This is a genomic window from Flavobacterium eburneipallidum (assembly GCF_027111355.2).
GTDB lineage: Bacteria > Bacteroidota > Bacteroidia > Flavobacteriales > Flavobacteriaceae > Flavobacterium > Flavobacterium eburneipallidum.
The window spans coordinates 1,933,250-1,947,628 of sequence record NZ_CP114291.2; the positions used below are offsets into that span (position 1 = coordinate 1,933,250).

Below are 14,379 nucleotides of genomic sequence, written 5' to 3' on the forward strand. Positions count from 1 at the left end.
CGAATTCTGTATTTATATAGTTGATTTATAAATTTCTATCTTTTATACTCGCCTTAAGTTCTGCAATTCTTTTCTTGGTTGATTCTTCTAAACAATTGTAATAAATGAGTGGTTTAATACTTCCACCTTCATATTGTGAAGCTTCAAATTTGCAATGTGAATCTCGGAATTTTACCCAGTCTTTTTCTGCTTGAATTAATAAAGGTTTTTCGCTTTTAGTGACTATTCCCATCAATTGTTTATAGACTTTATTCAATTGGGCATCTGCTTTTTTATAATCTGCATAAGCTGTTGCATTCATTTCCATTTGTGTTTGAGCAAATGAATTGTTGCAAAAGCAGAACAGCAGTAGGGCGAGGAGAAGGTATTTTTTCATAGGGATAATATCGTAAGAAGGTTTCATTGATAGTATCATTTGATAGTATCAAAAGTAGTTTTTTTATTTGAAATAGCAATTGTTTGGGACTATTGTAATTTAAGAGATATTTGTTTGTGCGCACAAGCATAATGCTTCCGCCAGCTATGGAATCATTATTAGTAATATCTATATTTTTTTTAATTCTCGTTTTTCTAAAAAATATTCTAATCTTCCGAATGAGGTTTTTGAGTATGGACTTTTCAAATCTTCGATTAGTTCTATTTTTCTATCATCTGTTGACGCAGGTAAAAGATGTACTGTTCCAAATGGATTATATCTAATTTCCTCTAAATTTAGTGATGTTGGTTGGGTACAATGAAATGTATCTTTTAAAACATCGCAATAACCCTCTTGTTTGACGGTTTTTACAGGAAAAACATAATTATATGGACTCATATTATGTAATTTAGAATAATCAATTTTAGTTGAAGGAAATTTTAATCCGTCAATTTCTTTATCTTCACTTATATATTGTAGCAATAATTGGGGAATAATATATTCAGGCTTAAAATTACCTGAAGCATGTTTTACTTTTATTGAACTAGCAATAGTTAAAGGAAAAAAAGTAAAATATGTTAGAAGAAAAGGAATGTTTTCACTTTTGTTTTCAGTTAACTTACTTAACAAATCTTCAATTCTTAATAATTGTATAATTTTTAAAGGTCGAGTATTTTTGAACAAAGAAAAATTTAAATTTTTCAATTCGGGTTGATTAAATTCTTCCCAACAGATATATGAATTATCACCAAAATATAACGCAGGAAAACCTGGTATGCTATATCTATTTGTTGAAACAATATGACGTAAGTTAAAGTTAACATGAAATAAATCCGATCTGGTAAATTTTTTCTTTTCTCCAATTCTTGATCTGTAGAATTTTGTTTGTTCCTCAATTTTAGTTATTATATTCAATTCAGCCAAATCCTTAAAAAATACATCATCTAAACCTTTATTAAATGTCTGTGTAGCTCTTAATATATCTCCAGCATAAAAATATTCTACACTCTTGTTTATAGAATAACTTAAGGACCGAATTTTTGAAATAATGACATCTTTGTTACCACTGCTAAAATTAATTCCTTCATCAACGTGAGGTAAAAGTTTTTTTTCGTAGAATTCAATGAATTTTGACAATTGAGTTTTTAGGAAATCAGGAAAATAATCTTTTTCTTTTTGTAAAAGTGGAATACTAAAATCCTCTAAAACTATTTGGTCAATTATTCTGGAAAAAGGATTCATATAGATTTTGTTATTTTGATAGACGTTAAGTTGTATGTATTTATTTATGATTGAATTATACGAAATAGTTATTAATGAGTAAAGTCATTTATATTTGCTAAAATAACAATAAAAGGTTACAAAAAATAAAACCACAACAGAAATTAATTTCCATTGTGGCTTTATCAAAAATACTATTTATAAAATCGAGCACTAAATACTGCGACTGTACACTGAACACTGAATACTAATTTACCCTTCTATTTTAGCAGAAAGCTCAAACCATCGTTCCTCTTTCTCCTCCATTTTAGCAATAATGTTTTCCAGTTCTTTGGCTTTCTTTTCAATATCAGCATCGGCTACTTTTCCTTCTGAAAAAAGTTGTTCAATTTTGGCTTTTTCAATTTCCAAATCCTTGATATCTCGCTCAATTTTTTGGAATTCTTTTTGCTCGTTGAACGTCAGGTTTCCGGTTGGATTGTTTTGTTTCCAGTCTTTCTTTTCGGCTTTGTTTTCTTCTTTTTGGGCTACATCGGCACTGTCTTCATAGGCTCTGAAATCGGAATAATTGCCAGGAAAATTTTCTATTTCGCCTTGACCTCTAAACACGAATAAATGATCCACGATTTTGTCCATAAAATAACGGTCGTGTGAAACCACAAGCAAACAACCCGGATAATCCAAAAGGAAACTCTCCAAGACATTCAAAGTCACAATATCCAAATCATTGGTAGGCTCATCCAGAATCAGGAAGTTTGGGTTTTGAATTAAAACGGTACACAAATACAGTCGTTTCAACTCGCCACCACTCAATTTTTCGACATAATCGTATTGTTTTTTGGAGTCAAAAAGAAAACGCTCCAGCAATTGCGAAGCCGAGATAATACGTCCTTTCGACAAAGGAATAAATTCTCCGTATTCTTTGATGATATCAATTACTCTTTGTCCTGGTTTTGGATTGATGCCGCTTTGGGTGTAATAACCAATTTTTATGGTATCTCCAACCACTACTTTTCCGCCATCCAAAGGTAGAGTTCTGGTCAATAAATTTAGGAAAGTCGATTTTCCAGTTCCATTTTTACCAATAATACCAATGCGTTCGCCACGTTGAAAATCAAAACTGAAATTATCTAAAATTACGTGGTCTTTGAATTTTTTGGAAATCTTGTGAAGCTCGATAATTTTGCTTCCCATACGCTCCATATTAATTTCCAATTCGACTTTGTTTTCTTTTCGACGGCTTTGTGCTTTTTCCTTTATTACATAAAAATCATCCTGACGCGATTTCGATTTGGTCGTTCTTGCTTTCGGCTGACGGCGCATCCATTCCAATTCTTTAACGAAAAGGTTTTGCGCTTTGTCCACACTCGCATTTTCAGAAGCAATGCGCTCTTCTTTTTTCTCTAAATAATAGGAGTAATTTCCTTTGTATTGGTATATTTTTCCGTTGTCTAATTCAATGATTTCGTTGCAGACACGCTCCAGAAAGAAACGGTCGTGTGTTACCATAAACAGCGTAATGTTTTCTTTGGCAAAATAACTTTCCAGCCATTCAATCATCTCCAAATCCAGGTGATTCGTAGGCTCATCCAGAATTAATAAATCAGGACGATTAATCAAAATAATGGCTAATGACAAACGTTTTTTCTGTCCACCCGAAAGGTTTTTTACTTTCAGTTTGAAATCTTCTAATTTCAATTTGAACAAAATTTGCTTGTATTGGGTTTCAAAATCCCAAGCATTGTGCTGATCCATTCCGTCAAAAGCTTTTTGATAGGCTTCTTCATCTTCAGGATTTTCCAATGCTTTTTCGTAGGCTTCAATTATTTTCAAAGTTTCGTTATCCGAAGCAAAAATACTTTCCTCAATCGTCAATTCGTCTTGCAAATTGTTGTCTTGCGAAAGAAAAGCCATTCGGATGCTTTTGCGAAGTACAACCTGTCCAGTATCAGGTTCGTCAAAACCATTGATGATGTTCATGATGGTGGTTTTTCCAGAACCATTTTTGGCTATAAAGGCAATTTTTTGGTCTTTGTTGATTCCGAAGGATATGTCTTTAAAAAGCGTGCGCTCTCCAAAAGATTTTGAGATATTTTCTACTGATAAGTAATTCACGAGAGTAATTTTTTTGCAAAAGTAAACTATTATACGGCTATTAACGAATAGTTTGTTCATTCGATTCTAAAATTGAATTACTATTCCAAGATTTGTTCGAAAAGTCAATTTTATATCTTTTTGAAATGAAAACTTTCCTTACTTTGCAGTCAAATCACACCAAATGGAATCCTCCTTGTTTTATAGCCTTTTACAGAAAAAATTTCCCTTTCAACCCACCTACAAACAGGATGTTTTTTTTCAAAAAATCGCTATTTTCCTGACTGAAAAAGAAAACAACACGATTTTTGTCTTGAAAGGATACGCAGGAACAGGAAAAACAACGGTGATTTCGACAATTGTCAACAACCTGATTGATATTAATAAAAAATATGTTTTGCTTGCACCAACAGGTCGTGCGGCAAAAGTAATTGCCAATTATTCTAACAAACCGGCTTTTACCATTCACAAGAAAATCTACTTTCCCAAGAAATCTTCCGGAGGAGGTGTTTCGTTCACTTTGCAGCCTAATAAACACACCAATACCATTTTTATAGTCGATGAAGCTTCGATGATTTCGGATACCAATTCCGATTCTAAATTGTATGAAAACGGTTCTTTGCTTGACGATTTGATTTCTTATGTGTATTCGGGTGTGAATTGTAAAATGATTCTTTTGGGAGATACCGCCCAGTTACCACCAGTGAATTTGGATATTAGCCCCGCTTTGGACATTCGGACTTTAGGGATGAATTACAACAAAGAAATCGAACATATCGAATTGGACGAAGTAATGCGTCAGGAAGAAAACTCTGGAATTTTGTATAATGCCACGGAACTTCGGGAATTATTGAAGGATTCTTTTATTGATGAATTCAAATTTGATTTGCAGAAATTCAAAGACATTGTTCGCTTGACTGATGGTTACGATATTCAGGACGCTATCAATTCGGCTTACAGTAATTACAGCATTGAAGACACGGCTTTTATCGTTCGTTCGAATAAAAGAGCCAATCAATACAACGAGCAAATTCGAACCAAAATCCTCGATAAAGAAAGTGAATTGTCAACAGGCGATTTTTTGATGGTGGTAAAAAACAATTATTTTTGGTTGAAAGATTCCGATCACGCTGGCTTTATTGCCAATGGCGATATCATCGAAGTATTGGAAATATTCAATATCAAGGAATTGTATAGTTTTAAGTTTGCCAATGTAAAAATACGAATGGTCGATTATCCCGATCAAAAACCGTTTGAAACTGTCCTTTTATTAGATACCATAAAAAGTGAATCACCATCCTTAACTTATGAAGAATCCAACAGATTGTATCAGGAAGTTTTGAAAGATTACGAAGGCGAAACCAAGTTCAAACAATTCCAAAAAGTGAAAGCAAATGAATATTTCAATGGCTTGCAGGTTAAGTTTTCCTATGCTATTACCTGTCATAAATCGCAGGGTGGACAGTGGAATACCGTTTTTATCGAACAGCCTTATTTACCCGATGGCATCAACAGAGATTATATTCGATGGCTGTACACGGCTATGACAAGAGCCAAAAATAAGTTATATTTGATAGGATTTAAGGATGAGAGTTTCGTGGAGTAATTTTGAAAAATAACCGCAGATTCGCAGATTTTTAATCTAAAGAAATGCAACAACAAATTACACAAATTAATTAGTGAAAATTTGTGCAATTTGTGGTTAAAAAAATAAAAAAAATCTGCGAATCTGCGGTAAAAGGGTAATAACTATGAACACACTAAACGATTTACATAAAATTTCAGGCACTTTTTCGAATACTGAAAAAATGCCTGTTTTATTTCTAGGACACGGCAGTCCGATGAATGCTATTGAGGAAAATCAGTTTGTGGCTGGCTTTCGGAATTTGGCTAAAACTTTGCCTCAACCTAATGCTATTTTATGTATTTCGGCGCATTGGTTTACCAATGGAACGAAAGTTACTGCGATGGAAATGCCACGAACAATTCATGATTTTGGAGGTTTTCCGCAAGCCTTGTTTGAAGTGCAATATCCAGCAAAAGGAAATCCTGAATTAGCCCAAGAAACGGCAAAATTATTACAACCAATTGAAGTAGAATTAGACGAACATTGGGGTTTAGATCATGGAGCTTGGAGTGTAATTAAACATTTATATCCCGAAGCCAATGTTCCTGTAATTCAGTTGAGTATTGATTTTACCAAATCACCACAATATCATTTTGAGTTGGCTCAAAAATTAAGCGATTTACGCCGAAAAGGAATCCTGATAATTGGTAGCGGAAACATCGTTCATAATTTGAGATTGGTTGATTTTCCGAATTTCAATAAAGATAATTACGGTTTTGATTGGGCGATTGAGGCTCGAGAAACGATTAACAATTATTTGTTGGACGGCAATTTTCAACCACTTATTGATTACGAAAAACAATGCAAAGCATTTCAATTAGCTATTCCCACACCTGACCATTATTTGCCTTTGATTTATACTTTGGGATTAAAAGACAAAATTGAAGAATTGAGCTTGTTCAATGACAAATTAGTAGCAGGTTCGTTGAGTATGACTTCGGTGAAGATTATGTAGGATGGTTTTGTGGGAAAATGGTATATTTGGGGAGTTGAATTAAATTGAATTGAAAAAGATAAAATAAATGGCTATACCCAAACACGATGAAATTAGAGTTCCTGCAATGGAATTATTATCCAAGAATAGTGAAATGAAACTTAGAGATTTTATTGAACCACTTTCAAAACATTTTAAACTTACAGAAGAGGAAATTAACGAAATGTACCCTTCTGGTAACGGACATATTTTTTATGATAGAATTTCTTGGGCATTAAGTTATTTGAATATGAGTGGTCTTTTAGATAAACCAAAACGAGGGATATATAAAATTAACCAAAAGGGCATTGATTTACTTAAGATGCCAGAAAATATCAATTTATTTATAGAGAAAGAATTAGAAAAAAGAGAGCCGAACAGAACAAAAAAGAAGTCAACTGAAGAACAAATAAATATTGAAGAAGTTGCCTCTGAATTAACACCTCAAGAAAGATTATACTCTTCTTTTTCTAATATACGCAATTCTGTTTATTCGGATATTTTAAATACAATTTTGACAAAAACACCAACTTCGTTTGAAAAATTAGTAGTTATGCTTTTGCAAAAAATGGGATATGGTGGAGAAATTGAAAATTCAGGTTTAGTAACTAAAGTTTCCAATGATGGTGGAATTGATGGTATCATCAAAGAAGATGTTCTTGGACTCGGTCGAATACATATTCAAGCTAAAAGATATAAAACAGATAATTGTATTGGAAGAGAAGAAATTCAAAAATTTGTTGGTGCTTTAGCTGTAGCTCAATCAAATAAAGGTGTATTCATTACAACTTCTTATTATTCAAAAGGAGCAATGGAATACGTGAATAATTTGAATGGTTCAACAACAATAGTTTTAATTGATGGTAAACAACTAGCAGAATATATTTATGATTATAGTCTTGGAATGCAGGTTGAACAAACAATTGAAATCAAAAAACTTGATGCTGATTTTTGGGATTCTATGAAAGATGAAAATTAACATAAACCTTTGAGTCTTCGAGGTAAAAAAACACCGCAGTAAAATAAAAAATATAAATGAAAATAATAGCAGTCATTCCCGCACGTTACGCTTCGACTAGATTTCACGCCAAATTAATGGAAGATCTAGGAGGAAAAACCGTGATTTTAAGAACCTATGAAGCCGCAAAAAAGTCCAATTTATTTGATGCTGTTTTTGTGGTAACCGATTCTGATTTGATATATGACGAAATAACTTCCAATGGTGGAAAAGCCATTATGAGTATCAAAGAACACGAATCAGGAAGCGACCGAATTGCCGAAGCCGTAGAAAATATGGACGTAGATATTGTGGTCAATGTGCAAGGTGACGAACCTTTTATTGATACAGCCGCTTTAGAAAAACTGATTGAAGTCTATAAAAACGATACGGAAAAGAAAGTAGATTTGGCTTCCTTGATGTTTGAAATAAAAGACGAGCAAGAAATCAATAACCCTAATAATGTGAAAGTGGTTGTGAATCAAAACGGGTTTGCTTTGTACTTTTCCCGTTCGGTTATTCCGTATCCAAGAGAAGCAAATGTGGGCGTTCGGTATATGAAACACATTGGGATTTACGCTTTTCGCAAACAGGCTTTGATGGATTTTTATAATCTGCCGATGAAATCATTAGAAGCTTCCGAAAAACTAGAGCAATTACGCTACTTAGAATTTGGAAAAAGCATCAAAATGGTGGAAACTTCTCATGCAGGAATTGGAATAGACACTAAAGAAGACTTGGACAAGGCAAGAAAAATGGTTTAAATTAATATTTATGAAAAAGACACTATCAGTTCTAATGCTTTTCTTGATGATTTCAGGACAGGCACAAATCAAAGCAGATGATGTAAAAACATTTACTTTATCTAACGGAATGAAATTTCTGGTGGTCGAAGATTTTTCGATTCCCAATGCCAATATGTATTTTTTCTACAAAGTAGGAAGCCGAAATGAGCATCAGGGAATTACAGGACTTTCTCATTTTTTTGAACACATGATGTTCAACGGAGCTAAAAAATATGGTCCTAAAGAATTTGATAGAACAATGGAATTCAACGGTGGAGCCAACAATGCTTATACTTCTGAGGATGTAACTGTTTATACCGATTGGTTTCCTGCATCTTCGGCAGAAATTATATTTGACCTCGAAAGTGATCGAATTGCCAGTTTGAGTATTGATCCTAAAATGGTCGAAAGTGAAAGGGGAGTAGTCTTGAGCGAACGACGCACAGGTCTTGAAAATTCGCCTTGGCGTCCTTTATCCGAGGCTTTGCAGGCTACTGCTTTTCAGGAACATTCCTATCATTGGCCAGTTATTGGTTATGAAGATGATATGAAAAACTGGACACAACAAGATTTAGAGCTTTATTTCAAAACCTATTATGCGCCAAATAATTGTGTAGTTGTAGTTTCGGGTGCTATGAAAATGGAAAAAGTGAAAGAGCTTGCTCAGAAATATTTAGAACCCATTCCAGCGCAACCTGCACCGCCAAAAGTACACATTGTTGAACCAGCGCAAACAGGAGAAAGAAGAATTACCATCAAAAAAGAAGTGGAAACACCTTATATGATGATGGGTTACCACACACCAGAATCTAAACATGAGGATTTTTACGCTTTAAATATTTTGAGTTCGGTGCTTTCTAGCGGTAATTCTTCTCGATTGTATGCTTCATTAGTAGATCAAAAAGAATTGGCTACCGATGTAGGCACTGCTATATCAGAGAGTTTAAATCCTTTTCTTTTTAATATTTATGTTATTGCTAATCAAAATGTTAAAGAAAATGATTTAGAGCAAGCAGTTTACACAGAAATCGAAAAAATAAAAAATGAAGGAATCACCGAAAAAGAACTTCAAAAAATAAAAAACCAGAAATTAATGGAGTTTTACAATCAAATAGAAACCATTAATGGTAAGTCCAATAACATAGGAACCTATGAAGTCTTTTTTGGAGATTATCGAAAAATGTTTGACGCTCCGGCCAATTATAATAAAGTTTCGGTAGCAGATATTCAGAGGGTCGCCAAAAAATATCTAATCAAAAGCAACCGAACTGTAGCCGTATTAAAAACTAATGTAGAAGAATAAGTTATGAGAAAAAATATTCAAAAACTCCTATTGTGTTTGCTGTTTGTTGGTTTTAATCTTTCGGCTCAAAGCTTTAAATTACCTAATTATATCACTTTTAAATTAGCGAATGGACTCACGATTAATTTGATGGAACAACACGAAGTTCCTGTGATTAGTGTAGATGTAATTCTACCAGCTGGTGCTATTTATGATAATGAAAAAGCAGGATTAGCCTCCTTGACCGCTGTTTCCTTAAAACACGGAACCAAGAATTTTCCAAAGATAAAATTAGACGAAGAACTAGACTTTCTGGGAGCCAATGTTGATACTTATGCCACCAAGGAATTTGCTGGATTATCATCCAATTTTGCCTCTAAAGACAAAGAAAAAGTATTGAATATTGTCAAAGAAATTCTACTGAATCCTATTTTTGATACAGCCGAATTCGAAAAAGAAAAAAACAGATTATTGGTTAATTTAGGACAACAAAAAGAAAGTCCTCGTTCTGTAATTGGGGCTTATTTCGAAACTTTGTTGTACGGGAATCATGTGTATGCCAACGTAAAAAATGGAAACAAAACCACTGTTGGTAATCTTACGATTGAAGAGGTTAAGGATTTCTATAAAAACAATTATAAACCCAATGAAGCAGCCATTTCTATAGTTGGTGATTTTAAAACCAAGGAAATGAAAGCAATCCTGACCAAGTTGTTTTCAGGTTGGGAAAAAGCTACAAATAAAATAGAAAATTTAGCTTCAAAGCCAATTGTGACACCAACCGAAAATCGAATTTTATTAGTGAATAAAGTGGATGCCAATGAAACTACTTTTTACATAGGATCGCCTGGAGTGAGCAGAAATAATCCTGATTATGTGGCAATCGAAGTGGTCAATACACTTTTTGGAGGGCGTTTTACTTCGATGTTAAATGACGAACTTCGCGTAAATTCGGGTTTAACTTATGGAGCAACCAGTCAATTCAATAGTTATAAAAACGGAGGTTCTTTTTTGATTAGCACCTTTACAGCCTCAAAAACTTCCGAGGCAGCTATTGATAAAGCATTGGAAGTACTAAATAAATTGCACACCAACGGAATTGATCAAAAAGCATTGACTTCAGCTAAAAATTATGTCAAAGGACAATTTCCTCCAAAATATGAAACTGCCGAGCAATTAGCGGGTTTGCTATCAGAAATGTTTTGGAATAATTTCGATAAATCATTTATTAATAATTTTGAAAAAAACGTTAATGATTTGGATTTAACCAAAGCCAATCAAATTATTTCGAACTATTTTCCAAAAGCTAAATTGCAGTTTGTACTAATAGGAAAATCGGAAGAAATAAAGAAAGTTGCTGAAAAATACGGTAAAGTTTCCGAAGTTGAAATTAGCGCTGATATTCAAAAGAAAAAACAATAAAAAAGTACAATCAGAAGTGATTCAACTTAAGGGTAAAATAAAAAATGACCAATTTTTTGATTTTTATAATTGGTCATTTTTTTGAAGTTTTAAAAGATTTTTATAGTCTTTTGATAATATAATTGTTTAAGATTTCTGGATGCAATTAGTTTTTGATATTAAATTGAAATAGTAAAATAACAGTTAATATTTTTTTCATTTTAAATTGTTTAGAAACTATTTACCTCAAACTAGCACCTAATTCAGCCTCTAAATTCTTTTGCAATTTGTCCATGATTTTGTCAATTTGAACATCGGTCAATGTTTTTGTGGCGTCTTGAATGGTAAAACTTACTGCGTAGGATTTTTTGCCTTCAGGAAGATTTTTTCCTTGATATACATCAAATAAACTGATGTCTTTTAGCAATGATTTTTCCGTTTGCCTCGCAAGATTATAAATAGAATCGAATGTCACACTGTCATCTAATAATAAAGATAAATCCCTGCGAACTTCAGGATATTTTGGAATTTCAACAAATTTGATTTTATTCGAAAGTAATTTCAAAATCAGAGCCCAATTAAAATCGGCGAATAAAACTTCTTGCTTGATGTCGAAATGTTTCAATATTGATTTTTTGACTACACCAAATTCTACTAGAATATCATTGCCAAAACCAATTGCTGTTCCTTCTGAAAAAACATCGGAAACTACTGGTTTGGTTTGTGTTTTTTGAATGCCTAATCTTGCAAGCACTCCGTTTACATAGCCTTTAAACAAAAAGAAATCTGTAGTTTTCTGTGCGTTTGTCCAGCTTTCTTGATTTCTGTTTCCTGTGATGAACATCGTTAAATGCTTGTGTTCTTCATAACCAGCTAAGTATTTATGATAGGTTTTTCCGAATTCGAAAAATTTCAAATCAGCATTTCTACGATTGATGTTGTATGAGATAGCTTCTAATCCTGAAAACAATAAGGATTGACGCATAGCTGCCAAATCATTACTCAAAGGATTTAACATCATCACATTATGCTCCTCTTTCAGCATTTCAGACAACTGAACATAAGAAGCAGTAGTCAATGAATTAGCCATCATTTCATGAAATCCTTGCGAATTCAATTGAGTGGCTATAACGTTTTGCACTTTATAATCTTCGGTTCTTGGCGCAATAGAAACCGTTGCATTTAGTTTATCCGAAAATTTGATATTATTGTAACCATACACACGAAGAATCTCTTCGATAACGTCTATTTCTCGTTGTACATCCACACGATAAGCAGGAATTGTCAAACCTAAACCAGCATCAGAAACACTATTCACTTTGATCTCTAGCGAAGCCAAGATGTTTTTAATGGTTTCTTTAGGCAATTCTTGACCAATAACTTTTTTTACGTTGTTGAAATTTAAAACCACTGGAAAATCAGCAATTTTCTTTGGATAAATATCAACAATATCTGATGTGATTTCTCCACCTGCTACTTCTTGAATCAATAATGCCGCACGTTTCAAAGCATATTCAGTTATGGCTGGATTTATTCCTCTTTCAAAACGGAATGAAGCATCGGTGTTCAATTGGTGACGTTTAGCACTTTTTCGAATACTTACGGGATTAAAATAAGCACTTTCCAAGAAAATGGAAGTAGTTTTTTCAGTAACTCCTGAATTTTTTCCTCCAAAAACACCTGCGAGACACAAAGGTTCTTTTTCGTCACAAATCATTAAATCTTCTTCGTGCAAAGTTCTTTCGATGTCATCCAGCGTTGTAAATTTAGTTCCAGCAGGAAGTGTTTTTACAATTATTTTCCCATTGATTTTTGAAGCATCAAAGGCGTGAAGTGGTTGTCCTAATTCGTGTAAAACATAATTAGTAACATCCACAATATTATTTTTTGGATTTAATCCAATAGATTTTAAGCGGTTTTGCAACCAGTCTGGAGAAGGTTTTACCGTTATTCCAGAAATAGTAACACCACAATATCTTGGTGCCAAAAGTGGTTTTTCGACATTAACGTCAATTTTTAAAATTCGTTTATCGACTCTAAAATTACTAACCGATGGTGAAATTAATTCAACTTTTACCCCATTTTGTAACAATCCAGCTCTTAAGTCTCTGGCTGTTCCAAAGTGGCTCATAGCATCAGCACGATTAGGAGTTAATCCAATTTCGAATATTTCGTCATTTTCAATTTTGAAAACACTAGCGGCTGTGGTTCCAGGTTTTATAGCATCGTCCAAGACCATAATCCCATCATGACCTTCGCCAAGTCCTAGTTCATCTTCGGCACAAATCATTCCGTGGCTTTCTTGCCCGCGAATTTTTCCTTTTTTAATTTGAAAAGCAACGCCTTCTTTGTCGTATAAAGTCGTTCCGATGGTAGCAACAGGAACTTTTTGACCTGTAGCAACATTGGCAGCACCACACACGATTTGAACAGGAACACCATCGCCTAAATCTACGGTAGTCACTTTCAATCTGTCGGCATCAGGATGTTGAACGCAAGTAAGCACGTGACCTACAACAATACCTTCTAATCCACCTTTTACGGATTGGTATTTTTCTACTACTTCTACTTCCAGACCTAAATCAGTCAATAAAGCTGCAGTTTCTTCCGATTTCCAGTCTATTTTTATGAATTGTTTTAACCAGTTGTATGATATTTTCATATGAAGATAATATTTGTTTTTTAGCGGAATATGGTATCGCCATTCTTTATTTCCATTTGTGATTTGGAATCATGGCGATTTCATTTGAAATTTTTAATGAGGTTGCAAATATAAGGATTGCAGTTTGGAGTAAGCAACAATTTATTTGGTTTTTTGAATGGATTTTGTTTATTAAAAATAACCCGTTGGGTGCAATTACTAAAACTTAAAAAAAACAAATTTTAAACATATAGAATCATAGAAAAAAAGAGTTAGATAGACCAATTCTTGGATTCACATAGCTATGATTTACTTAAAAATAGTGAAACGTCTTGATTTTAAAATTAAAAACTATGTTTCAATGTGTTTAAAAAATAGAAAATTTGAATTACACCCAACGGGTTAAAAATAGAATTTTTAATAGTTAGTTTCTAATAATTTTTTAGCCAATTCAAGGTCGGTTGAATTATCGGTTTTAATAATCAGAAAATAATTGAGTTGCCAGTTTTGTGTTTTTAATGCTTGTTTGTTATTCGGAATATCCCAAGATGGATAAACCCGAATGCCTCGCTTGCCTGATTTGCCATTTTGAGATAGAATTCCTTTTTCGGCTAAAACTTTTTTCGGAAAAATAAATTGTCCCAATTTATTACCACTTCTGGTAGTTATGATGATAAAATCAATTTCGTCTGATGCGTCAAAAGGCTTGGTTATTCCTTCATGGTTTCTTTTCCAGATGGTTACAAATTGTCCAATTTTAGTGGGCGTAATTTTAGCAAAACGATATTGTATTTTTTTTTCGTTTATTTCAAAAGTACAAGCCCCATATTCTTGACTTTCAGGACTTATTTTTAGATTGCTTATTTCGAAATTGCAACAATTGTAAATAAATTTTTCAGCTGTTTTTAAATCGAAATCAAAGGAGATTGAACTTACCATTTTC

Annotated in this window: 11 protein-coding genes; 6 read left to right on the forward strand and 5 right to left on the reverse strand. The window is 33.3% G+C overall.

The genetic code is table 11. The features are described 5' to 3' along the window. Window positions 1-25: 25 nt before the first annotated feature. The 3 genes from OZP15_RS07960 to OZP15_RS07970 form a co-directional block, all read right to left on the reverse strand. Window positions 26-403 carry a lysozyme inhibitor LprI family protein gene (locus OZP15_RS07960; RefSeq protein ID WP_281335816.1) on the reverse strand — a complete coding sequence of 126 codons (378 nt, stop codon included), beginning with the start codon at window positions 401-403 and terminating at the stop codon, window positions 26-28. Window positions 404-544: 141 nt separating this feature from the next. Continuing rightward, window positions 545-1,657, reverse strand: a complete 1,113-nt coding sequence (locus tag OZP15_RS07965; RefSeq protein WP_269224980.1) for a hypothetical protein — start codon at window positions 1,655-1,657, stop codon at window positions 545-547. 231 nt (window positions 1,658-1,888) lie between these two features. Continuing rightward, window positions 1,889-3,751: an ABC-F family ATP-binding cassette domain-containing protein gene (locus tag OZP15_RS07970; protein WP_269224981.1), complete on the reverse strand. Its 1,863-nt coding sequence runs from the start codon at window positions 3,749-3,751 to the stop codon at window positions 1,889-1,891. 163 nt (window positions 3,752-3,914) lie between these two features. Here OZP15_RS07970 and OZP15_RS07975 point away from each other — a divergent pair, with 163 nt between their 5' ends. The 6 genes from OZP15_RS07975 (at window position 3,915) to OZP15_RS08000 (ending at window position 10,816) form a co-directional block, all read left to right on the forward strand. After that, the gene (locus OZP15_RS07975) at window positions 3,915-5,336 is read left to right on the forward strand and encodes an ATP-dependent DNA helicase (RefSeq protein ID WP_269224982.1); all 1,422 of its coding nucleotides are present in this window, start codon (window positions 3,915-3,917) and stop codon (window positions 5,334-5,336) included. Between the two features lie 145 nt (window positions 5,337-5,481). Continuing rightward, window positions 5,482-6,312: a 4,5-DOPA-extradiol-dioxygenase gene (gene ygiD / locus OZP15_RS07980; protein WP_269224983.1), complete on the forward strand. Its 831-nt coding sequence runs from the start codon at window positions 5,482-5,484 to the stop codon at window positions 6,310-6,312. A 67-nt stretch (window positions 6,313-6,379) separates the two neighbouring features. Then, window positions 6,380-7,309: a restriction endonuclease gene (locus tag OZP15_RS07985; RefSeq protein WP_269224984.1), complete on the forward strand. Its 930-nt coding sequence runs from the start codon at window positions 6,380-6,382 to the stop codon at window positions 7,307-7,309. Between the two features lie 56 nt (window positions 7,310-7,365). Then, window positions 7,366-8,091 (forward strand): 3-deoxy-manno-octulosonate cytidylyltransferase, encoded by a 726-nt coding sequence (gene kdsB / locus OZP15_RS07990; protein WP_269224985.1) that lies wholly within the window; start codon window positions 7,366-7,368, stop codon window positions 8,089-8,091. 10 nt (window positions 8,092-8,101) lie between these two features. Continuing rightward, entirely contained in the window at window positions 8,102-9,415 is a 1,314-nt protein-coding gene (locus tag OZP15_RS07995; RefSeq protein WP_281335817.1) for a M16 family metallopeptidase, read from the forward strand. Between the two features lie 3 nt (window positions 9,416-9,418). Then, complete coding sequence (locus tag OZP15_RS08000; RefSeq protein WP_269224988.1) at window positions 9,419-10,816, forward strand: M16 family metallopeptidase; 1,398 nt, start codon at window positions 9,419-9,421, stop codon at window positions 10,814-10,816. A gap of 220 nt (window positions 10,817-11,036) precedes the next feature. Here OZP15_RS08000 and pheT read toward each other — a convergent pair whose 3' ends face one another. Continuing rightward, window positions 11,037-13,457, reverse strand: coding sequence for a phenylalanine--tRNA ligase subunit beta (gene pheT, locus OZP15_RS08005; protein WP_281335818.1), 2,421 nt, complete (start codon window positions 13,455-13,457; stop codon window positions 11,037-11,039). Between the two features lie 396 nt (window positions 13,458-13,853). After that, window positions 13,854-14,375, reverse strand: a complete 522-nt coding sequence (locus OZP15_RS08010) for a MepB family protein (protein WP_281335819.1) — start codon at window positions 14,373-14,375, stop codon at window positions 13,854-13,856. Window positions 14,376-14,379 lie beyond the last annotated feature (4 nt).